This is a genomic window from Streptomyces sp. NPDC096324 (genome assembly GCF_044763015.1).
Taxonomy (GTDB): domain Bacteria; phylum Actinomycetota; class Actinomycetes; order Streptomycetales; family Streptomycetaceae; genus Streptomyces.
Window position 1 is genome coordinate 161,892 of record NZ_JBIWFK010000003.1, and the last position, 20,487, is coordinate 182,378.

17 protein-coding genes are annotated in these 20,487 nt (G+C 70.0%); 9 read left to right on the top strand and 8 right to left on the bottom strand.

What is annotated here, in order from left to right; translation table 11 throughout:
- Window positions 1–51 precede the first annotated feature (51 nt).
- Entirely contained in the window at window positions 52–2,595 is a 2,544-nt protein-coding gene (locus ACIQ7M_RS08175; RefSeq protein ID WP_403641202.1) for a transglycosylase domain-containing protein, read from the bottom strand.
- A 199-nt stretch (window positions 2,596–2,794) separates the two neighbouring features.
- On the opposite strand from ACIQ7M_RS08175, the gene ACIQ7M_RS08180 reads away from it, so the two are divergent.
- From ACIQ7M_RS08180 to ACIQ7M_RS08195, 4 genes are all read left to right on the top strand, one after another.
- Entirely contained in the window at window positions 2,795–3,595 is an 801-nt protein-coding gene (locus ACIQ7M_RS08180; protein ID WP_355760936.1) for an ABC-2 family transporter protein, read from the top strand.
- A 127-nt stretch (window positions 3,596–3,722) separates the two neighbouring features.
- Window positions 3,723–4,577, top strand: a complete 855-nt coding sequence (locus tag ACIQ7M_RS08185; RefSeq protein ID WP_403642192.1) for an ABC transporter permease — start codon at window positions 3,723–3,725, stop codon at window positions 4,575–4,577.
- Window positions 4,578–4,593: 16 nt separating this feature from the next.
- Window positions 4,594–5,604 carry an ATP-binding cassette domain-containing protein gene (locus tag ACIQ7M_RS08190; protein ID WP_403642195.1) on the top strand — a complete coding sequence of 337 codons (1,011 nt, stop codon included), beginning with the start codon at window positions 4,594–4,596 and terminating at the stop codon, window positions 5,602–5,604.
- 62 nt (window positions 5,605–5,666) lie between these two features.
- Window positions 5,667–6,536, top strand: a complete 870-nt coding sequence (locus ACIQ7M_RS08195; protein ID WP_355760934.1) for a DUF1707 domain-containing protein — start codon at window positions 5,667–5,669, stop codon at window positions 6,534–6,536.
- A 136-nt stretch (window positions 6,537–6,672) separates the two neighbouring features.
- Here ACIQ7M_RS08195 and ACIQ7M_RS08200 read toward each other — a convergent pair whose 3' ends face one another.
- Window positions 6,673–8,001, bottom strand: coding sequence for an SGNH/GDSL hydrolase family protein (locus tag ACIQ7M_RS08200; RefSeq protein WP_403641206.1), 1,329 nt, complete (start codon window positions 7,999–8,001; stop codon window positions 6,673–6,675).
- A 229-nt stretch (window positions 8,002–8,230) separates the two neighbouring features.
- Between ACIQ7M_RS08200 and ACIQ7M_RS08205 the strand changes: the two genes are divergently transcribed.
- From ACIQ7M_RS08205 to ACIQ7M_RS08215, 3 genes are all read left to right on the top strand, one after another.
- A complete protein-coding gene (locus ACIQ7M_RS08205) occupies window positions 8,231–9,868 on the top strand; it encodes a DUF445 domain-containing protein (protein ID WP_403641209.1) in 1,638 nt (545 codons plus the stop codon).
- A gap of 83 nt (window positions 9,869–9,951) precedes the next feature.
- Window positions 9,952–11,463: an MFS transporter gene (locus ACIQ7M_RS08210; RefSeq protein ID WP_403641212.1), complete on the top strand. Its 1,512-nt coding sequence runs from the start codon at window positions 9,952–9,954 to the stop codon at window positions 11,461–11,463.
- 179 nt (window positions 11,464–11,642) lie between these two features.
- A complete protein-coding gene (locus tag ACIQ7M_RS08215) occupies window positions 11,643–12,116 on the top strand; it encodes a hypothetical protein (protein WP_403641215.1) in 474 nt (157 codons plus the stop codon).
- A 93-nt stretch (window positions 12,117–12,209) separates the two neighbouring features.
- Here the strand turns inward: ACIQ7M_RS08215 and ACIQ7M_RS08220 are convergent, their stop codons facing one another.
- Both ACIQ7M_RS08220 and ACIQ7M_RS08225 read right to left on the bottom strand, forming a co-directional pair.
- Window positions 12,210–12,719 carry a levansucrase gene (locus tag ACIQ7M_RS08220; protein ID WP_403641218.1) on the bottom strand — a complete coding sequence of 170 codons (510 nt, stop codon included), beginning with the start codon at window positions 12,717–12,719 and terminating at the stop codon, window positions 12,210–12,212.
- A 53-nt stretch (window positions 12,720–12,772) separates the two neighbouring features.
- Window positions 12,773–13,237: a DUF2269 family protein gene (locus ACIQ7M_RS08225; RefSeq protein ID WP_403641221.1), complete on the bottom strand. Its 465-nt coding sequence runs from the start codon at window positions 13,235–13,237 to the stop codon at window positions 12,773–12,775.
- A 162-nt stretch (window positions 13,238–13,399) separates the two neighbouring features.
- Here ACIQ7M_RS08225 and ACIQ7M_RS08230 point away from each other — a divergent pair, with 162 nt between their 5' ends.
- Window positions 13,400–14,365: a GlxA family transcriptional regulator gene (locus ACIQ7M_RS08230; RefSeq protein WP_403641223.1), complete on the top strand. Its 966-nt coding sequence runs from the start codon at window positions 13,400–13,402 to the stop codon at window positions 14,363–14,365.
- Between the two features lie 151 nt (window positions 14,366–14,516).
- Here the strand turns inward: ACIQ7M_RS08230 and ACIQ7M_RS08235 are convergent, their stop codons facing one another.
- Both ACIQ7M_RS08235 and ACIQ7M_RS08240 read right to left on the bottom strand, forming a co-directional pair.
- Window positions 14,517–14,819, bottom strand: a complete 303-nt coding sequence (locus ACIQ7M_RS08235) for a hypothetical protein (RefSeq protein ID WP_403641225.1) — start codon at window positions 14,817–14,819, stop codon at window positions 14,517–14,519.
- A gap of 296 nt (window positions 14,820–15,115) precedes the next feature.
- A complete protein-coding gene (locus ACIQ7M_RS08240) occupies window positions 15,116–15,835 on the bottom strand; it encodes an HNH endonuclease (RefSeq protein WP_403641228.1) in 720 nt (239 codons plus the stop codon).
- A gap of 175 nt (window positions 15,836–16,010) precedes the next feature.
- On the opposite strand from ACIQ7M_RS08240, the gene ACIQ7M_RS08245 reads away from it, so the two are divergent.
- Entirely contained in the window at window positions 16,011–17,144 is a 1,134-nt protein-coding gene (locus ACIQ7M_RS08245; protein WP_403641231.1) for a DNA cytosine methyltransferase, read from the top strand.
- Window positions 17,145–17,198: 54 nt separating this feature from the next.
- Here ACIQ7M_RS08245 and ACIQ7M_RS08250 read toward each other — a convergent pair whose 3' ends face one another.
- Both ACIQ7M_RS08250 and ACIQ7M_RS08255 read right to left on the bottom strand, forming a co-directional pair.
- The gene (locus ACIQ7M_RS08250; protein WP_403641234.1) at window positions 17,199–19,028 is read right to left on the bottom strand and encodes a DEAD/DEAH box helicase; all 1,830 of its coding nucleotides are present in this window, start codon (window positions 19,026–19,028) and stop codon (window positions 17,199–17,201) included.
- The gene (locus ACIQ7M_RS08255; RefSeq protein ID WP_403641237.1) at window positions 19,025–20,440 is read right to left on the bottom strand and encodes a ParB N-terminal domain-containing protein; all 1,416 of its coding nucleotides are present in this window, start codon (window positions 20,438–20,440) and stop codon (window positions 19,025–19,027) included. The genes ACIQ7M_RS08250 and ACIQ7M_RS08255 overlap by 4 nt, the downstream gene beginning before the upstream one ends.
- Between the last annotated feature and the right edge of the window lie 47 nt (window positions 20,441–20,487).

The following is a 20,487-nucleotide window of genomic DNA, read 5'->3' on the forward strand; positions in this document are numbered from 1 at the left end:
CGCCGGACCTGATCGCAGGTCCGGCGCCCGGCCGTCCCACGGCCACCCCGCTCAGTGCCTGCCCTTCCTGGGCGTGAGCCCGCTCAGCGGTCCCTGGCCCGCCGTCGAGCCCGTGGTGCCGGTGTCCGTGGGGTCTCCACCCGTCGTGGTGCCGGCCGAGGTGCCGCCGGTCGTCGTGCCGGTCCCGGTGGTGCCCTCGTCCGTGGGGGTACCACCGGTGGTACCGGCCGTGGTCCCGCCGTCGGTGTGGCCCGGGGTGTGGCCGTCGGTCCGGCCCGGGGTGTGGCTCTGGCCCGGGCTCCGGCCGTTCGGCGTCGCCGGCGCGCTGCCGCCCGCCCCGCCCACCTCCTCGCCGTCCGTGCCGCCGTCGTTCTGTTGGCCGGTGGCGTCCGGGTCGTCGGTCTCGTCGCCGGGGTCGTACATCTCCTCGGCGCCCGGCTGGAGTTCGAGGTCGAAGTCCGAGACCTCGGTTCCCTCCAGGGCGTTCCGGGTGAACTGGGCCCAGATCTGCGCGGGGTAGCCGCCGCCGTTGATGCGGGCCTGTCCGAGGGCGCCGTAGAGGGACTTGTGGGCGCCGGTGTCGGGGTCCTGGCCCATGACGGCGACGACGGTGGCGAGGTCGGGGGTGTAGCCGGCGAACCACGCGGCGGTGTCCTCCTCCGCCGTGCCGGTCTTGCCCGCGGCGGGCCGGCCGGCGTTCTGGGCGGCCTGCCCGGTGCCGCCGTCGACGACGCTCTGGAGCATGGAGGTCGTCGTGTCGGCGGCCTCACGGCTGACGGCCTGCCGGTCGGCCGACCCCTCGTCGTCCTGGGCCGGCAGCTTCACGTTCTCCGACCCGTCCTTGGTGATCTTCTCCACGAGGGTGTACGGGCCGTGCCTGCCGTGGTTGGCGAGCGTGGCGTAGGCCTCCGCCATGTCGAGGACGCTGGCGGTGGCCGGGCCGAGCGCGATGGAGGGGGAGGCGGTCAGGTCGGGGGTGCCGGCGGGCAGGCCGAGGGCCACGGCCGTCTTCTTCACGGTCGTGGGGCCGACGTCGACGGCCATCTGCGCGTACACCGAGTTGACCGACCTGTCGGTGGCGGTGCGCACGGAGATGTTCCCGTACGACTCGCCGTCCTCGTTCTCCGGTGCGTAGGTGCTGCCGTTCCAGCCCCGCACGGGCCGCTGGTCGGTGCCGTCGTAGACGGTGTTCGGGGTGATGTCGCGGCCGTCCTGGGTCTGTGCGCCGTTCTGGACGGCCGAGGCGAAGACGAACGGCTTGAAGGTGGAGCCGACCTGGTAGTCGCGGCGGGTGGCGTTGTTGACGTACTGCTTGGTGTAGTCGATGCCTCCGTACATCGCGAGGACCTTGCCGCTGGAGGGGTCGATGGCGACGCCGCCGGCGCGGACGTAGGCGTCCGCCTTGCGGTTCTCCTTGTCGAGCCGGTCCGTCACCTGGTCGTTCACGGCCTCCACGAAGGCGTCCTGCTTGGACTTCTGGAGGGTGGTGGTGATGCGGTAGCCGCCGCGGGTGAGGGTGTCCTCGTCGAGGATCCCGTTGGAGGTGAGATAGGCGGTCACGGCCTGGACGAGGTAGCCGCGCTGGCCCGACAGTCCCGCCGAGCCCCTGGCCTGCCGGGGGGTCGGGAAGGAGACGTGGCCGCGTGCGGCCCGGGTCAGCCACTTCTGCTTGACCATGCCGTCGAGGACGTAGTTCCAGCGGGCGAGGGCCCCGGCCCTGTTCTCGGGGTGCGCGATCACGTCGTACTCGCTGGGCGCGTTGAGCAGGGCGGCGAGGTAGGCGCCCTGGCCGACGGTGAGGTTCCTGGCGTTCACGCCGTAGTAGGCCTGGGCCGCGGCCTGGATGCCGTAGGCGTTGCGGCCGTAGTAGCTGGTGTTGAGGTAGCCCTCCAGGATGTCGTCCTTGCTCTTCTCCCGGTCGAGCTTGACGGAGATGAAGAACTCCTTCACCTTCCGGGTGACGGTCTGTTCCTGGCCCAGGTAGTAGTTCTTGACGTACTGCTGGGTGATGGTCGAGCCGGACTGTCTGCCCTTGCCGGTGACGGTGTTCCAGCCGGCGCGGATCATCGCCTTGGGGTCGATGGCGGACTCGCTGTAGAAGTCGCGGTCCTCGGCGGCGAGGGTGGCGTGCTGGGCGTCCTTGGAGATGTGTTCGAGCGTGACGTTCTCGCGGTTGACGTCGCCGTCGCGGGCGAGCTGGCTGCCGTCGGCGTACAGGAAGACGTTGCTCTGTTTGATCGCGGCGGCGTTCGCGGAGGGGATCCTGACGAGGAAGTAGCCGAGCGCGAAGAGGCCGACCAGGAGCAGTGCCGTCCCGAGGACCGTGCCGAGCACCATGCGCCAGGTCGGGACGAGTCTGCGCAGTCCGGTCCGCTTCGGCCGCTGCTTCCGCTTCCGCTTCTGCAGCGCCGTCTGCTTCTGGTTCGGCCGCGCGCCGGGTCCGCCGGGGCCCGCGCCCGGTCCGTCCGGTCCTGTTCCCGGCTCCGACCGCCGGCCCGTCTGCGGTCCCGCCGCGGGGGACGGGTTCGGGCGGGGGCCCGCTTCCGGTTCCCTCGGTGCCCAGCCCTGGCTGCGCTGCTGCGGCTCGTCGCTCATCTGTTCGCCGGACTCCTGTTTCGCGTCGTACGTAGCCGTACGCCCTCGTACGCCTGGTGCGCCCCGTATGAAGACTCTCGCACCATGTGTTCCGTTCCTCGATCCCGGCACGCGTCGCGCCGGAAAATGCCTGGCGGCCCCCGCGGGGCCGGGACTAGGCTCCTGCGTTTTGGCTCAACGCTGAGGAAAGGGACGGGTTGTGGGCACGGCGCGGTTGTACGCGGCTGTCGCGGGCAGCGGGTTCCGGCGGTACGCCACCTATCGGGTCGCCACCGCCGCCGGGGTCTTCACGAACACCGTCTTCGGGCTGATCCTGGCGTACCTGTTCATCGCCCTGTGGGACAGCAAGCCGCACCTCGGCGGCTATGACCAGGCACAGGCGCTCACCTACGTCTGGGTCAGCCAGGGGCTGCTGATGGTCGTCGCGATGATGGGCGGCGGCTTCGAGGACGAACTGATCGAACGCATCCGTACGGGTGACATCGCGATCGATCTGTACCGGCCGGCCGACCTCCAGGTGTGGTGGCTCGCCCAGGACATGGGCCGGGCGCTGTTCCATCTGCTGGGCCGCGGAGTGGTGCCGCTCCTGTTCGGCGCGCTGGTCTTCGACCTGGCGCTGCCCTCGGATCCGCTGACCTGGCTCGCCTTCCTGGTCGCGGTCGCGCTGGGGGTGGTCGTCGGGTTCGCGATCCGCTTCCTGGTGGCGCTGTCCGCGTTCTGGCTGATGGACGGCGCGGGGGTGGCGCAGCTCACCTCCATCGCGGGGATCTTCTGCTCGGGGATGCTGCTGCCGCTGAACGTCTTCCCGGGCGCGCTCGGCGAGGTCGTACGGGCGCTGCCCTGGTCGTCGCTGATCCAGGCGCCCGTGGACGTCCTGCTCGGCACGGCGGATCCGCTGGGCACGTACGCGGTGCAGGGTGCCTGGGCGGTCGTTCTGCTGGCGGCCGGGCGGCTGGTCCAGTCGGTGGCGACACGGAGGGTGGTGGTGCAGGGTGGCTGATCCGGTGGAGCGGGGGACGGGGGTCGTGGCGGGCCCGGCGCGGGAACGGGAGCCGGCGGGGGAGCGGGGCGCGGCGCGGGAGTCGGCGGGGGAGCGGGGCGCGGCCGGGCGGGCCGGTGCGGCGGCGGTGCGGGCGCCGGAGTTCCGGCCGTTCGAGCGGCAGGGCGCGTACGAGCGGCTGCGGGACGGGCTGCGGGCCTACCGGCTGATCACCGCGATGTGGATCCGCTCGACGATGGCCTACCGTGCCTCCTTCGCGATGACCGCCTTCGGGAACTTCGCGGCGACCGCGCTCGACTTCGTGGCGATCCTGCTGATGTTCTCGCGGGTCGACCGGCTGGGCGGCTACAGCCTGCCCGAGGTCGCCCTGCTCTACGGGGTGTCCGGTACCGCGTTCGGGTTCGCGGACCTCGCGCTCGGCTCGATGGACCGGCTGGGACGCCGGGTGCGCGACGGCACGCTGGACACCCTGCTGGTGCGTCCGGCACCGGTGCTCGCGCAGGTCGCCGCGGACCGTTTCGCGCTGCGCCGCCTCGGCCGGATCACCCAGGGGCTCCTCGTCCTCGGGTACGCCCTCGCCGTCCTCGACATCCACTGGACGCCGCTCAAGGTGCTGATGATGCCGATGATGCTGCTCAGCGGCGCGGCGATCTTCTCGGCGGTGTTCGTGGCGGGCGGGGCGTTCCAGTTCGTCGCGCAGGACGCCTCCGAGGTGCAGAACTCCTTCACGTACGGCGGCAACACGCTCCTGCAGTACCCGCCGACCGTGTTCGCCAAGGACATGCTGCGCGGGGTGACGTTCGTCCTCCCGCTCGCCTTCGTCAACTGGCTGCCCGCGCTGTACGTGCTGGGGCGGCCCTATCCGCTCGACCTGCCGGTGTGGGTCGCGTTCGCACCACCGGCCGTCGCGGGGCTCTGCTGCGCGCTGGCCGGGTTCGCCTGGCGCGCGGGGCTGCGCGCCTACCGGAGTACGGGAAGTTAGGGGAACGGACGTGGCCATCGCGGCGGACAGGGAGTCGGCGGCTCCGGGCAGGGAACCGGGCGCGCGGACCGGGTTCATCGAGCTCGACGGGGTCGAGAAGGTCTTCGACGTGCGCAGGAGGACGGGGTTCCTGCGGGGCGAGCGGCGGCAGGTGCGGGCCGTCGACTCGATCTCGTTCACCGTGGAGCGCGGTGAGATGGTCGGCTACATCGGGCCGAACGGCGCCGGCAAGTCGACCACGATCAAGATGCTCACCGGCATCCTCACCCCGTCCGGCGGCCGGCTGCGGGTCGCCGGTCTCGACCCGTCCCGCGAGCGCACTCGGGTCGCGCGCCGGATCGGGGTCGTGTTCGGGCAGCGGACGACGCTGTGGTGGGACCTCCCGCTGATCGACTCGTACCGGCTCATGCACCGGATGTACCGGGTGCCGGACGCGCGGTTCCGGGAGAACCTCGACCGCTGTGTCGAACTCCTGGAGCTCGGGGCCCTGTTGGACGTGCCGGTGCGGCAGTTGTCGCTGGGGCAGCGGATGCGCGGCGACATCGCGGCGGCCCTGCTGCACGACCCCGAGGTGCTCTATCTCGACGAGCCCACGATCGGGCTCGACGTGGTGAGCAAGGTGCGGGTCCGGGAGTTCCTGCGGGATCTGAACGCCGAACGCGGCACGACGGTCCTGCTCACCACGCACGACCTCACCGACATCGAGCAGTTGTGCCGCCGGGTGATGGTCATCGACCACGGGCGGCTGATGTACGACGGCGCGCTGAGCGGGCTGCACGAGGTGGGGGAGAGCGAGCGGACCCTGGTCGTGGACCTGGAGCGCGAACTGCCGCCGATCGAGCTGGAGTCGGCGCGGGTGGTGAAGGTGGAGGGGCCGCGCCAGTGGCTGGCGTTCCCCGCCGCGACGTCGGCCGCTCCGCTGGTGGCGCGGATCGCGGCGGAATATCCGCTGGTGGACCTTTCGGTACGGGAGCCGGACATCGAGGCGGTCATCAGCCGGATGTACGCCGGGAAGGCAGGGGCGTAGCGGGGGCGGCCGCACGGGTGGTGCGGATGGCCCGCGGGCGGGGGAACTCGTAGGCTGCTGCCATGACGGACGAACTCCCGGAGCTGCGTGCCTCCGACGCCGATCGCGAACGTGTCGCCGAACAGCTCAGGGACGCCCTCGCGGAGGGCCGCCTCGACATGGAGGAGTTCGAGGAGCGGCTGGAGGCGACGTACGCGGCCCGTACGTACGGGGAGTTGACGCCGATCACCCGCGATCTGCCGGGCGCGGTGCCGTCCCCTCGAATCTCCATGGTCAAGCAGCCTGTGGACGACGGCAGTTGGGGCTCTCGTATCGTCGGCGGCGAGGGAACGTCCGCGTGGGGTGTGGCGGTTCTGTCCGGCTTCGAGCGCAAGGGCCGTTGGACGGTGCCCAAGCGCTTCAACTCCTTCACCTTCATGGGCGGCGGCGAGATCGACCTGCGCGAGGCGAACTTCGCCGACCGTGAGGTCGTCGTCAACTGTGTCGCGGTCATGGGCGGGTTGAACGTCATCGTGCCGCCGGGCGTCGAGGTCGTGGTCCGCGGTATCGGCATCATGGGCGGCTTCGACCACCGTGAGGAGGGCCGGCCGGGCGACCCCGGCGCGCCCCGGGTGATCGTCACCGGGTTCGCGTTCTGGGGCGGGGTCGGCGTGGAGCGCAAGCTCACCCGTGCCGAGCGCCAGCGCCTGAAGGAGGAGCGGCGGCAGGAGAGGCTGGAGCGCCGGGAGGCCCGCAAGGAGCTTCAGGGCTCCCGGGGCGGTGGCCTCGACGACATGTTCGACGCGCTCGACGAGGCCCGCGACCTGATACGCGAGCGGCACGACGAACGCCGTGAGCGCCACGAGGAGCGTCACCTGCGCCACGAGGAGCGCAGGGACCGCCACCGGGAGCGCCGCGAGGACCGCCGACGGCGGCACGACGGGGACTACTGAGGTCCGTTCGCCGGCCGGGCGGCGGGCTTCCTCCGGTCAGTGGGGCGCCGCCTCCGGCCGATGCGACCTCGGCCGCCTCCGGCGGTCGGAGCCCCGTTTCCCTCCGGCGGACCGGAGCCCCGTCACCACCGGCGGATCACAGCTCCGCCGGAACCGCGCCCTTCAGTTCCTTCAGGTCGAACACCTCGGCCATCCGGCGGAACCCCTCGTCGCTGGGGTGCAGGTGATCGCCCGAGTCGTAGTCGGTCCGCAGCCGGCGCGGGTCGTACGGGTCCCGCAGCGCGGCGTCGAAGTCGACGACGGCGTCGTACACCTTCCCGGCCCGTATCTCCGCGTTCACGGCCTGGCGTACGGCCTCCCGGGCATCGGTGTATCCGCGGTGCCCCTCGAAGGGCATCAACGTGGCCCCGACGACCCGCAGTCCGCGGGCGTGGGCCTGCCGCACCAGGGTCCGCAGGCCGTCGGTCACGGTGGTCGGATCGACCTGGTGCGGGTTGCGCAGGATGTCGTTGACGCCGAGGTCGATGACGACGGCCCTGACGTTCGTGCGGTCGAGCACGTCGCGGCCGAACCGGCTGAGCCCGCTGGGGTTGTCGGCCGGCCGGCCGAGCCCCGCGGCGAGGACCTGGTTCCCGCTGATGCCCTGGTTGACGACGCTGTAGCGGGGCGTGTCCCCGGACCCGGCCGCGGCGCGCAGCCGCTCCGAAAGGACGTCCGTCCAGCGGCTGTTGGCACCCACGGTCGAGGTGATGCCGTCGGTGAGGGAGTCGCCGAGGACGACGACGGTGCCCGTGGCGTCGTCGCTGAGCACGTCGAGCGCGGTCAGGTAGCGCCAGTACGGGCTCTGTTCGGTGTACGAGGCGGCGCTCGCGTCCTCCGTGCGGTCACCGTCGGCCACGTACGAGATCTGCTGGGCGTGCGGGTGGTAGGTGACCGGGCCGGACGGGGTCGGCGAGTACGTGGTGACGAGGACGTCCACGTCGTGCGGGACGAGCACGCGCACGGCGTCGCTCGTCACCTGCCGGCCGGCCGGGATGTCGACGCTCGTGGCACCGCCGAACGTGAGGCGGCGCATGGTGTCGACGGTGGCGGCGGCGCTGTTCGCGGTCGCGGCGACGGCGATCGTCGCGTGCGTGACGACCAGCGGCCGCTGCCCGTAGAGATTGGACAGCGTGATGCGGGCACTCGTACCCCCGGCGGCCGTGTGCACGACGTTGCGCACGGAGCTGCCCGCGAGTCCGTAGGACTCCGTGCCGGGCTCGGCTCCGGCCGGGGAGGCGGACCAGGCGCCGACCCAGGTGCCGGTGGAGGCGGGGGCGGCGTCGTGCGACGTGTGGCCACCGGCTACGGCGGCCCGGGCGTCGGTGCCGTCGTCCGCGCCGACACCGATGTATATGGCGGCGGAAAGGACCACGACCAGGGAAAGGATCGCGGCGAGCAGGGCATAACCGTGACGCTTGGTCATGCGGTGCGTGTCTCCTCGGACGAGGGAGCCCGAGGCTCCGAATGTGATCACTCCATGATGCGTCATGGGTCGGGAGAGCGACGACGCGCCCCCTTGAGGGATTCCCCCGTCGATTCCCCGTCCGAACAGACGCCGGGAACTCCTGGGGCGTTCCAGGAGTCGGTGAGAAGAGAGTGAGAAAGGGACAATGTGTACGAGGCGTGACGTGGCCTGCGAACGGGTGGAGTGAATGGGACGCACGAATTCGGGTGAGGGGGACGGCATGGAGCGGCATGCCCGACCCGCCGACGCCGCGAACGGCGCCGAGGCCGGGGGAACCGGGGCGGCGGAGACCGGTTCCGCGGGTGCCGCCGTTGGGGCGGGGGCCGTTGAGGCCGCGGACGCCGGCGCGGCCGAGGGAGTCGCGGAGGCATCTGACGCCGGCGGGACCGCCGGGGTCGGGAAGGACGCGGGCGGCGACGGGACCGCCGGGGTCGGGGAGGTCCCGGGCGGCGACGGGACCGCCGGAAGCGGGAAGGTCCCTGGCGCCGGTGGTGATGGTGCCGGTGCCGGGAAGTCCGCCGGTGCCGCGAGTGGCCGGACGGCCTCCGTGCCGGGGCGGGCGATGAACACCTTCAGCCCCGCCGACGAGGAGAAGCGCCGCGGGGTGCGCCGGATGAAGGCGACGGCCACCGGCCTGCTGCTCTTCGTCGCCCTCGTCTACGTACTGGCGAAGTGGGCCTCGAACGAAGGCGCGGGCGCCTGGGCCGGCTATGTCGCGGCGGCCGCCGAGGCGGGCATGGTCGGCGCGCTGGCCGACTGGTTCGCGGTCACGGCCCTCTTCCGGCACCCGCTCGGCCTGCCCATCCCGCACACCGCGATCATCCCCACCAAGAAGGACCAGCTCGGCGTCTCCCTGGGCGAGTTCGTCGGCGAGAACTTCCTCTCCCAGGAGGTCGTCCGCCAACGGCTGCGCGCTGTGGGCATCGGCAGCAGACTGGGCGCCTGGCTCGCCGATCCCGAGCACGCCGACCGGGTCACGGCCGAACTGGCCGCCGCGCTCAGAGGCGCCCTGACCGTGCTGCGCGACTCCGACGTCCAGGCCGTCGTCGGGGAGGCGATCACGCGCCGCGCCGACGCCCAGGAGATCGCGCCCGGCATAGGGAAGATGCTGGAGAAGATCGTCCTGGACGGCGGCCACAAGCGGTTCGTCGACCTGGTGGTGGTCCGCGCGCACGACTGGCTGGTGTTCCACGACACGCAGGTGATGGACGCCGTCCAGGGCGGCGCGCCGGGCTGGACCCCCCGTTTCGTCGACAAGAAGGTCGGCGAACGGGTCTACAGGGAACTGCTCCGCTTCGTCACCGAGATGCGCGACTCCCCGACCCACCCGGCCCGCGGTGCCCTCGACCGGTTCCTCACCGACTTCGCGTCCGATCTGCAGTCCGACACGGACACCCGCGCGCGGGTGGAGCGGCTCAAGGGCGAGGTGCTGGGCCGCGGCGAGGTCCAGGACCTCATCGCCTCCGCGTGGACGGCCGTACGGTCGATGATCGTGTCCGCGGCGGAGGACGAGCGCAGTGAGCTGCGGCTGCGCGTGCGGGCCTCCCTGCTGTCCCTCGGCGCCCGGATGGCCACGGAGCCCAAGCTCCAGGCCAAGGTGGACGGCTGGGTGGAGGGGGCCGCCGTGTACGTCGTGACGACCTACCGCAAGGAGATCACCTCACTCATCACGGACACGGTCGCGGGCTGGGACGCCGAGCACACGACGAGGAAGATCGAGGCACACATCGGACGTGACCTGCAGTTCATCCGGATCAACGGCACGGTGGTCGGCTCACTGGCCGGACTGCTGATCTACGTGGTGTCACGGGGGCTGGGGGCTTAACCGGCCAAAGGGCGGGAACCCGGCGGAGGTTCACCCGACGGAGAGGGAACCCGGTCGGGCTCGCCCGACGGAGAGGGAACCTCATGTCAGCCCCCGCCTCACCGGCATCCGTCCCGGCGGCCGACGGCACGGTCACCACGAACGTGCCGTCCCGTCTGGACCGGCTGCCGTGGTCCCGCTGGCACTGGATGATCGTGATCGGCCTGGGAACCGTGTGGATCCTGGACGGCCTGGAGGTCACGACCGTCGGCAACATCGCGGGCCGGCTCTCCGAGGAGGGCAGCGGCCTGGCCATCTCCTCGGCGCAGGTCACCGGTATCGCGGCGGCGCTCTATGTGGCGGGCGCCTGCGCGGGCGCCCTGTTCTTCGGCTGGCTGACCGACCGGTACGGCCGCAAGAAGCTCTTCATGATCACGCTCGTCGTCTATCTCTCGGCGACCGCGCTCACCGCCCTGTCCTTCGACGCCTGGTGGTTCTTCACCTTCCGCTTCCTCACCGGCTTCGGCATCGGCGGCGAGTACGCGGCCATCAACTCGGCGATCGACGAGCTCATCCCCGCCCGGTTCCGCGGCCGGGTCGACCTGATCATCAACGGCACCTACTGGCTCGGCGCGATCGGCGGTGCGCTGCTGTCGATCGTCATGCTGAACACGGACATCTTCGCCAAGGACCTCGGCTGGCGGCTGACTTTCGGCCTCGGCGTGGTCCTCGGTCTGGTGATCCTGCTGGTCAGGCGGCATGTGCCGGAGAGCCCGCGCTGGCAGTTCATCCACGGCCGCGGCGAACAGGCGGAGGAACTGGTCACCTCGGTCGAGCAGGAGATCGAGGAGGAACGGGGCGAACCGCTGCCGGCGCCGGAGGGCGAGATCACCATCGAGCAGCGCAAGAGCATCGGCTTCGGCGTCATCGCGAAGACGGTCTTCGGCCGGTACCCGAAGCGGGCCGTGCTCGGCCTCGCCCTCTTCGTCGGCCAGGCCTTCCTCTACAACGCGATCACCTTCGGCTTCGGCTCCATCCTGACCACGTTCTTCGACGTGCCCACCGGCGGCACCGGCTACTACTTCGCCGTCATCGCGGCCGGCAACTTCCTCGGCCCGCTGCTGCTCGGCAAGCTCTTCGACACCCTCGGCCGCCGCGTGATGATCTCCTCGACCTATCTGCTCTCCGGTCTGTTGCTCTTCGTCACGGCATGGCTCTTCGACCAGGGCGCGCTGAACGCGGTGACGATGACGGCCTGCTGGTGCGTGGTGCTCTTCTTCGCGTCGGCGGGCGCCTCCAGCGCGTATCTGACCGTCTCCGAGGTCTTCCCCATGGAGACCCGCGCGATGGCCATCGCCTTCTTCTACGCCATCGGCACCGCGGCCGGCGGTATCAGCGGTCCGCTGGTCTTCGCCGACCTCACCAAGTCCGGCGTCGTCGGCGACACGGTGCTGGCGTTCCAGATCGGCGCCTCGCTGATGTGCGCCGCGGGCCTGGTCGCCGTGTTCCTCGCGGTCAAGGCCGAGCGGCGCTCCCTGGAGGACATCGCCGCGCCGCTGTCGACGGCACCCTCCACGGCAGCCGCCTCACCGGCGTCCACCGCACGGGCGACCTGAACCCGGCGCCGGCCCGGGCGAGCGGTTCCTTCGGACTCCCCGGTTCCGCGGCGCGTCGAAGCCCCGCTTGTGCGACGCGTCGTAGCTCGTCCCTGGTTCCGCGACGTGTCGTAGCTCGTCCACGGTTCTGAGTACGCGTACTCTGTCGCGGCCCCGCCGGGCGCGTGACCCTCGTACGCATGACCGAGAAACTGCTCCGCCCCTTGCGAACGCGCCCTTGGCCGGAACGCTGGCTGACGCGTGTGCTCGGCGCCGCCCTCTCCTGCGCGGCGTACCTGACCTGTCTGCCCTGGGACCTGCGCGACCGCGCGGAGACGCCGGGCTCCACCGTCGAGACCACCCCGATGACCGGTACGGGCGTCCTCGCCCTCGCCGCGGTCCTGCTGCTCCTGGCCGTCCACTTCGGGCTCCGGGACGCGCTGGCCTGGCCGTTGCTCCTGGTCGCGGCACCCCCGGCGATCCTGCTCCACGTGTCGCTGCGGACCCACCCCGGCCCCCCGGACGGCCTGGCCGGGGTGTGGCCGCTGACCTGGGCGGCCGTCACGCTGCTCGGGGCCACCTGCGTGCTGGTCGTGAGCGCGGTGGCACGCCAGTTCAGGACGGACCTGGCGGACGCCCTGGAGGAGGAGCGGGTCCTGGCCGGTCAGTGGTGACGGTGGGACACGTGGGCCGGCCGGCCCACGGTGACGTGGAAACACGCGGGCGGCCGACAGACCCAGGTCCGCCCGCTGCCCGCCCGGGCCCGCTCACTGCCCGTAGAAGTACCGCGAGCTCTTCTCGTTGAAGTACGAGGCGTAGACGCGCCCGAGGACCGGCTTGCCGCGGTACATCCCCACGTACTGACGCGAACTGTCGACCACGACGGGCCGCGTCATGCAGGCGAACTTGACCCGCTGCTGCGCCTCGGCCCACTGCACGGCCGCCGGGTCGACCCGGTCGCTGACGAGCAGCGGGAAGGCGCCGATGCCGTTCTGGAAGCCGACGGGCAGACCGCCCTTGGTGTCCTTGGCGTACTTCATCACCTGGTCGGTGAAGCCGGAGATGGCCTGCACGGTTATCTCCGGGACGACCGCGGCCACCGTGAACAGGTGCAGCTTCGTCCCCATCCAGCGCATCCGGAACTCGGCCCGCCGCCCCACGAGTACGGGCACCCCGGCCCACTCCTCCCACCGCGTGGCACATCCGTCGGCGGTCAACTGCTGCTCCACGAAGGTCAGGTAGGTGCCCGGCCCGGATTGCTGCTGGTTTGCGTCCATGGCGGGATCCTAGGGCCCGGGGCCGACGGCCGGAACGGGTGCCGCCCGATCGGTCAGGTGCCGGTCGTGGACCCCGGCCGGATGATCATCAGGACGGTGACGGTGGCCCACAGCAGGTTGAAGATTCCGGTGAACATGGCGAGCCGCACGGTCGCCGCACGGTCGACGGTCCCGTCCTGGACGGCGCCCTCCAGGATCGCGCTCTGCCGGGGCAGGACCAGCACCGCGAGGACCACGGCCGCCAGCGCCGTCAGCACGATCGAGACGATCAGCCAGGTGTCGCCGAGGACACCCATGTCGCTCGCCGTGGCGAACCCGAAGACGGGAACGACGACACCCACCACGGCGTACACCTGGCAGATGCGATGCAGGAGCCGGGTGGTGGCGAGGGCGCTCGGGTCGTCCGGCGCTTCGAGGACCTTGCGCGCGGCCGGCGGGAACATGCTCGCGGCGACGGTGACGGGCCCGATGGCGACGATCGCGGCGATGACGTGGACGGCGAGGAGGAACTTGGTCACGGGGTGACGGTAGAGGTCGGGCGGATCATGGAGAAGTGGCACTTTTGCCAGGGGGCAACGGATTCTGGCCAGGGCCTTCCTGGTCGAAGTGCAGGCGTGGTGGTGGCCCCGGCGTACGTCTCGGGGCGTGGCGAGAACCCGATGTATGCGTAGGCTCTGGTCATGCATACCGTGGCTGTACTGGCGCTCGACCAGGTCATCCCGTTCGATCTCGCGGCCCCGATCGACACGTTCGGCTGGGCCCGGCTGCCCGACGGCCGCCCGGCGTACCGGACCCGGGTGTGCTCGGTCACGGCGGGCGCGGAGGTGAGCGCGGGCGCGTTCACGCTGCGCGCCCCGTACGGACTGGAGGCGCTGGCCGACGCGGACACGATCATCCTGCCGGGCGTCGCCGACCCGTCCGCCCCGCTCCCGCCGGGCGTCGCGGAGGCGCTGCGCGCGGCGGCCGCGAACGGCACCCGGATCGCCTCGATCTGCGTCGGCGCCTTCGTTCTCGCCGCCACCGGCCTGCTGGACGGACTGCGCGCGACCACGCACTGGGTCGCGGCCGCGGAACTGGCCGCCAGGCACCCGGCGGTGACGGTCGACCCGAACGTGCTCTACGTCGACAACGGCCGGTTCCTGACCTCGGCGGGGGCGTCGGCGGCGCTGGACATGTGCCTGCACATGATCCGCAAGGACCACGGCTCGGCGGTCGCCGCGCATGCCGCCCGGCTTTCGGTGATGCCTCTCGAACGGGAGGGCGGCCAGGCCCAGTTCATCGTCCACACGCAGCCCCCGGCCCCGGCGGGCACGACGATGGAGCCGCTGCTCGACTGGCTGGAGGAGAACGCGGACCGGGAGCTGACCCTGGAGGACATCGCGGTCCACGCGGGCATGAGCACCCGTACCCTCAACCGCCGCTTCCGCGAACAGACGGGCACGACACCGCTCCAGTGGCTGCACCGGGCCCGGGTGCGCCGCGCCCAGTACCTCTTGGAGACGACCACGTACCCGGTCGAACGCATCGCCACCCAGGCGGGCTTCGGATCCCCGACGGCGTTCCGGGACCGCTTCAAGCGGGTGGTGGGCACGAGCCCGTACGCCTACAGGCGGGCGTTCCGGGGGACGGAGGAGCGGGCTTCCTGAGGCCGGGCACGGCTCCGGGCCCGGCGTGGGCCCGGTAGGAGGCGCGGCCGGGCGCTCAGCACTCGGAGGCGTCGGTCGGTCCCCGGCGTTCCCGGTGCCCGGGCCGGGCTCAGGCGTGTCGGTCGGCCCCCGGCGTTCCCGGGCCGAGGGCTCAGGCGCGTCGGTCGGCCACGGCCCAGGAGGCGAGGGCCATGGCACCGGCGACACCGAAGACGGCGGGCCAGGCGCCGACCTTCTTGGCCAGCGGGTGCGACCCGGCGAACGCGGCGACGTACCCGGCGGTCAGCACCCCGGCGGCCGCGCCGCCGGCCTCCTGCTTCCACTGCCGGGCGGCGGCGACCCCCGCGGCGGCGAGCACGACCCCGCCGAGCTGCCGCTTCCTCGTCCACCGGGCGACGCCGTACCCACCGACAAGCCCCCCGGCGGCCACCACCGCGGCCGGAACCTTCGCCATCACTGCCTCCTCGTTCGTCCCCCGAGGCTAACGCCCTGCGGGAGCGGGGCGTGCCCGGGCCCCGGCACCGGGGGCCGACTGACGGTGCCACCGGCAGACGGGCCGCATCACCTTTCCCGGGCCCCACCCGGACCCGACGGCTCGCACCGACTCTTCGAACTCCTCCTCGCCCCGCCCCCGGAGGCGTTCCGGACGTTCGCTGAGGACTGCTACGAGGTGTCGGTGGGCGTCGAGGCAGTACGTCGCGCGCAGATGTATTACGTAGCTGAAGCGGACGCCGCCTGGTGGGAGGGCGTTCAATCAGACTTCCGCATCTGCCCCCGAAGGTCGGCAGGGGTGCGCCAGGATTCTCCGAGGAAGCTCCTGTGGCACATGCGATGGCAGTTCGCGCACAGCAGGGCAAGATCTGCGATCCGGGTCTCCGTTACGCCCGATATGTGGAGAGGCAGCCTGTGGTGGACCTCGATGTACCCGGCTCCCAGCTCGCCATAGGCGGTGGTGAAGTCGAACGAGCACACTTCACAGTGCAGGGTGCCGCCCTCCTCCAGGACCGCCCGGATCTTCCGGTCGCGCAGAGGCCTGCTCCGTTCACGGTGGAGGGCCCAGCGCGTGAGGAGCTGCCCCTCGCGTGCCGCGTCCGCTTCGCCTTCCTGGGCCGGGGTGCCGATGATCTCGGCGGACGTCATACCCGCACGCAGGGCCTTGGCGGTGGCAAGCATCTGGTCGGGACGGTCTGTGAAGTCGGCCACCACCTCGCTAGTCAGTCGGCCGCCCTTCATGGGGGCCCCGCCGTATTCGGCCCTGGCTGTCACGATGTTGCCCGTCTTCAGGCTGACGCTGCCCGGGGAGCGGAACTTCGGATCCGCCGCCGCGCCATCGTGCAGCGGCAGTCGCCTGAGAAGCTGGGACAGGTCCTGCACCTGCTGGTCGGTTGTCCGAAGCTCTCGCCATTCGTTTTCGGCAACGAGCGCGCAGGCCAGCACCAGCTCGTCCCGAGTCCAGTCAATTCTCGCCACAGCAGTATCGTACGAGCATTCGAAATTGCCCATGGTGCTGGTGGCCGAGGTGGTGCTGAGGATGCCGCACACTGGTGTGTGCCGCCGTGTCGAGACGCAATGTCAGTGGGTCGTGTCACCCTCTGTGATGGCTGCCGTATGAGGCGTCACTGGTATTCGTGCAAGAGGAGGGGTCATGACGGGGACTGACCGGGGTTACACGTCGATCGAGATCTGCGCCGGCGCTGGCGGGCAGGCGATCGGACTGCACACGGCCGGTTTCAGACACCTTGCCCTCATCGAAATCGACAAGTACGCGGCGGCCACGCTGCGCGAGAACATCGAGGTGCACCCGAAGTGGGACTGGGAGCGCGCCAACTGCGATGTCCTCTGCCAGGACGTGACGGAGTTCGACCCCGCGCGCGACTTGGTCAAGAGTGCCGGTCTCTACAAGCGGGGTGAGGTTGACCTGCTTGCCGGGGGTGTGCCGTGCCCGCCCTTCTCCCACGCTGGCAAGCAGCTCGGTGAGGACGACGAGCGTGATCTCTTCCCGCGCATCCTGGAGCTGGCCGAACTCATCCGCCCTCGCGCAGTGATGATCGAGAACGTCCGTGGGCTCATGGACCCCAAGTTCTACGACTACAGGTCGCGGATCCAGGCCAGCCTTGAGGACATGGAACCTGACGAGGACGGGCTTCCTGGCTACGAGGTCGTGGCGTGGAAGGTCTACGAAGCGGCGGAGTTCGGTGTCCCGCAGCTCCGGCCGCGCTCCATCCTCGTCGCCTTCCGGAAAGACGTGCTCAAGGATCTGAAGTACGAAGCCCCGACACCCAGTACCGAGACGGCAACAGTGTTGGGCAAGCTTGCGGAGACGATGAAGGCGCGCGTCGACGTGTTTGAGGGCGGTCCTCGGGAAGCTGAGGCCAATGAAGTGCTCAAGAAATGGAAGAAGGCTGCCGCCAGCGGGACCGTCGCTCCCACTCTCGTAGGCGGCTCCAAGAAGCACGGAGGCGCCGACCTCGGTCCCAGCCGTGCCAAGAAGGCATGGGAAAAGCTGGGCGTCTCGGGCCTGGGCGTGGCCAACGCGCCGGTGGACGGTAAGCCGACCGGCACTGAGGATCGCGATCTTTTCCGTCCCGGGGGGCCCATGCTCACGGTCCGCCAGGCGGCGATTATCCAGGGGTTCCCGATGTACTGGGAATTCACGGGAGGCAAGACGGCCCAGTACCGACAGATCGGCAACGCGTTTCCGCCGCCCGTAGCCGGGGCCATCGGTAAATCGATCATGGAAGTGCTCAAGGCGGACCGCAATCGCGCCGCCAGCCAGTGACTGAGGATGGCTGAGCTGCGGCGCACATAAGCGGTGTCGCAGCTCAGCCGGCCTTCAGGGCAGTCGGCTGTTCAAGTGCGCGAGTAGGGCATGGATGTCATCGGCGTCCATGCCCAAGCCCGTGGTCTCCTCCTCTTGGAGGTCGCCTAGCTGGCGCACCGCCGGGTCATCGAGCACGCTGCCCAGGAAGTGCAGCTTCTTTTCGAGGCGCACGGCCACGATTTCGTCGATCGTGCCCCGGGCCGCCAGCACGGTCACGCGCGTCTCGGTACCTGGGGGCAGCCCCAGCCGGTGAATCCGGTCAAGGCTCTGGAGGAAGCGGCCAGCCATGAAGTCGCGGTCCACGTACACGGCGTCATGGCAGACCTGGTGAAGGCTGATCCCCTCACCCAGGGTCGCCGGGTTGGAGATCAGGACCATGCACGAGGGGTCCTCACGGAAGCGGCTGAGCTCAGCTTCCCGGTCCGGGCCCGAGGTGGCGCCGTAAATGGAAGCCGGGGCATGGGGTGCCAGCAGCTCCTCCAGGGTTTTCTGGCTTCGGATGAACCCAGTCCACACCAGTGTCTTACGTCCGTCTTGTGCGTTCCTCGCGACGATGCGAACAGTCTCCGCGTACTTCGGTGAGAGTTCATGCTGAGGAAGCCGCCGCAGCAGCGTCTGCAAAGAGTCGCTGTCAGGGACATCAATCGCTGGCAGCTGAAAGGCGAGTGGATCGTAGGGGTTGTCACTCGGAGCCAGCAGCGAGGGGCTGATCGCGGCCATCAGCAGGCGCATCGCCGCCTTGCCGAGTGAGGCCAGATCACCCCGCCGAGCGGACGGGTCCCCCTTGAGAGCGCTGTACAGCTCGCGGTGCAGCGGAGGAAGGTCGACATACCGGACCACGGGTTCGAAGGGCGGGAGGCCTAGTTCCTTCTTTGTCGTACGGGTGAACAGCGGGCGCAGAGCCCGGCTCGCGTAAGCGAGGTCACCACCGTTGACCGCCTCGACCACGAGCTGTTTCCCGTGTCCCGGCCACACGAACGAGAGCAGGTTTTCCAGATCCCGGGCGCTGTTGGGGGCTGGCGTCCCGGTGAGGATGAGACGCCGCCGGGCCAGTGGCCCGAGCGATAGACAGGCAGAGCCGTAAGTGCCGCGCGCTCCGAGTTTCATGCGGTGCGCCTCGTCAAGCACGAACATGGCCGGAGCCGTGCGCAGCCACTCCGACAGTCGGCTGACAGAGCCGGACAGCCGCTCATAGTTGACCAGGACGACATCAGCTTCGGGATCCAGAGATCCGTTGTCCATTACGGAAGTTCGCAGCGGTTCCTTGAAACAGACGCCCCCTTCGAAGCGCCAGGCCTCGTACGCCGCCTTGGGGCAGATGACAAGCAGACGCCGGACCTCGCCCCGCTCCCTCAGTGCGCTGAACACGGCGAGAGTCGTGCGGGTCTTGCCGGCTCCAGGAACGCTGAAGTTCGCGCCATGGCCCAGGGACAGCAGTTCCCCGATATCGCGGAGCTGGAATGACGTCAGGTCTGCCTCCCAGCCCGCGCCAAGCAGCGTGTGGAGATCCTCCGGCGCGAGCGGCGCTGACTGGGGCTCGGCAGACGGTGAGCCAAGCCGGGACTGCACGGTCTCAGAGTCATCAAGAACACCGGTGACCAGGCTGGCCAGCTCGGGTTCCCACTCAACGTCAGTGTGGGGCCAGCCCGCCAGTTCGCCGATGACGGACAGGAAGCTGTCCATGTCGGTCTCCGACGTCAGCGGGCCCAGCTGGCCACCCGGAGTCACCCGCGTGGCCAGCATGCCGAAGTCTCCTTCCAGGCCTGGCCTGGCCCGGAGTACAGCCCGTGTCCTTGTGACGTCGAACGTGATGCGCAGAGACGGGCTGTCAGGGCGTGTCATTGCTGGCCTGCCACGGCCTCACGCAGCCAGGTCAGGCCCTCCCCCGGAAGCTGGATGCTCCTTGAAGCCTCAGCGGACACCTTCGTCAGTGCTTGGCGGAGCGTGATCAGAGCGTCGTCGAAAGCGCCCTCGTCCAGGCTGTTGTTTCCGCGGGCCATCACCAGGTCGGTCACACACTGCTGAAGATCGTCGACTGCCGCGGTGATCCGGTCGGGAGCGGCAAGGCGCTTCCTCTGCTTGCGGCTCTCGTCAACAGCGGCTCGGACCGACTCGCCGAACGCAGTCCCCAAAACGCTCACCGACTGGTTGGCGTCAGTGATCTCCTCGGGCGTCGCGGTGGCCGCGGACTTCTGCGTAGCCTTGGCTCTGAGCAGCGTGTCAGTGAGGGCGCGCGCCTGCGCCGTTTCAGAACTCGGGGCTGGAACGGAACGGTTGAGGCCCGGGATGGAAACCGCCTTCGGGGGCTCTGCTTCCACGGCTCGAGATCGCTCGGGCAGACGATGCTCCAGAAACTTCTCGCGAAAATCGGTATGGATGGCCCGAATGTCAGTCTTGGCGATGTCGAGAACGATCGCGGCCAGACGGTACTCAAGAAGCGTGTTGGCCTTTTCCTTGTTCCTGGCCTTCTCCTTCACGTAGACGCGGTACAGCTCGGCGAAGCGCTCCTGGGCGTCCTCGAAGTCCATCAGGCGCAGTTTGTTGCGTCCGTGCTCGCTACGCTTCTCCAGGTCACGCAACTGTCCGAGGACCCAGGTATCCCGTTCCAGCGCCGGTGTCGTGGTGTGGAACAGCTTGGAGATCGCGGCGAGGGGAAGCCCCAGCTGGATCTGCTCCTCAACGGCCATGAGCCGGTTGATGTAGGAGTACTCGCGCCGACGGTCGGGCCTGAGCTGCAGCGACAGTTCGACTGTGAGGATGTCGTCCCAGGCGCAGCTGGCGGGGAGTACACCTACGCGGATGGTCCGGACGCCCAGCTTCTTAAGAGCGGCCCGGCGGGTGTTTCCGTTGACGAGAACGCCTTCACGGGAGATGAGTCCCGGCTCGTTCTGCCGGTGTTCGCGCAGGCTCTCCATCAGCTTGTCGAAATCCGGGTCGCGCTGGTGAGGGTCAGACGGCTTCGCCATCAGCAGATCGTGCAGATAGCTCTGGCCGGCGTCGGACCATGAGTCCTTCGCCAATTCCTGTTCCCGCAAGGGGTCGTGGGCGCGCTGAGCGCTGACTCTGTGTGTAGCGGGGTTGTAGTAGAGCCGGTCCACGTCCATGTCGATGACCTCGACGTGGATCGGCCGGCCCCGGAACTCAACACGGAGTGTCTCAGGCACGGCGTCGCCCGTGCGCGCGTCCTGAAGCCGCTGCTCGACCAGGGCGCGGTTCTCCTCCGCAGTCGGCGGGAAGCCGAAGTCCGTCGGCATGGGTACCTCTCGTAACTGGATTGAGTTCTGGGGACTGATGGGGGCGT

Coding starts and splice junctions, on each gene's coding strand:
- ACIQ7M_RS08175 (WP_403641202.1), bottom strand. CDS start 2,595: ATGAGCGACGAGCCGCAGCAGCGCAGCCAGGGCTGGGCACCGAGGGAA.
- ACIQ7M_RS08195 (WP_355760934.1), top strand. CDS start 5,667: ATGACGGACGAACTCCCGGAGCTGCGTGCCTCCGACGCCGATCGCGAA.
- ACIQ7M_RS08200 (WP_403641206.1), bottom strand. CDS start 8,001: ATGACCAAGCGTCACGGTTATGCCCTGCTCGCCGCGATCCTTTCCCTG.
- ACIQ7M_RS08205 (WP_403641209.1), top strand. CDS start 8,231: ATGGGACGCACGAATTCGGGTGAGGGGGACGGCATGGAGCGGCATGCC.
- ACIQ7M_RS08210 (WP_403641212.1), top strand. CDS start 9,952: ATGTCAGCCCCCGCCTCACCGGCATCCGTCCCGGCGGCCGACGGCACG.
- ACIQ7M_RS08215 (WP_403641215.1), top strand. CDS start 11,643: ATGACCGAGAAACTGCTCCGCCCCTTGCGAACGCGCCCTTGGCCGGAA.
- ACIQ7M_RS08220 (WP_403641218.1), bottom strand. CDS start 12,719: ATGGACGCAAACCAGCAGCAATCCGGGCCGGGCACCTACCTGACCTTC.
- ACIQ7M_RS08230 (WP_403641223.1), top strand. CDS start 13,400: ATGCATACCGTGGCTGTACTGGCGCTCGACCAGGTCATCCCGTTCGAT.
- ACIQ7M_RS08235 (WP_403641225.1), bottom strand. CDS start 14,819: ATGGCGAAGGTTCCGGCCGCGGTGGTGGCCGCCGGGGGGCTTGTCGGT.
- ACIQ7M_RS08245 (WP_403641231.1), top strand. CDS start 16,011: ATGACGGGGACTGACCGGGGTTACACGTCGATCGAGATCTGCGCCGGC.
- ACIQ7M_RS08250 (WP_403641234.1), bottom strand. CDS start 19,028: ATGACACGCCCTGACAGCCCGTCTCTGCGCATCACGTTCGACGTCACA.
- ACIQ7M_RS08255 (WP_403641237.1), bottom strand. CDS start 20,440: ATGCCGACGGACTTCGGCTTCCCGCCGACTGCGGAGGAGAACCGCGCC.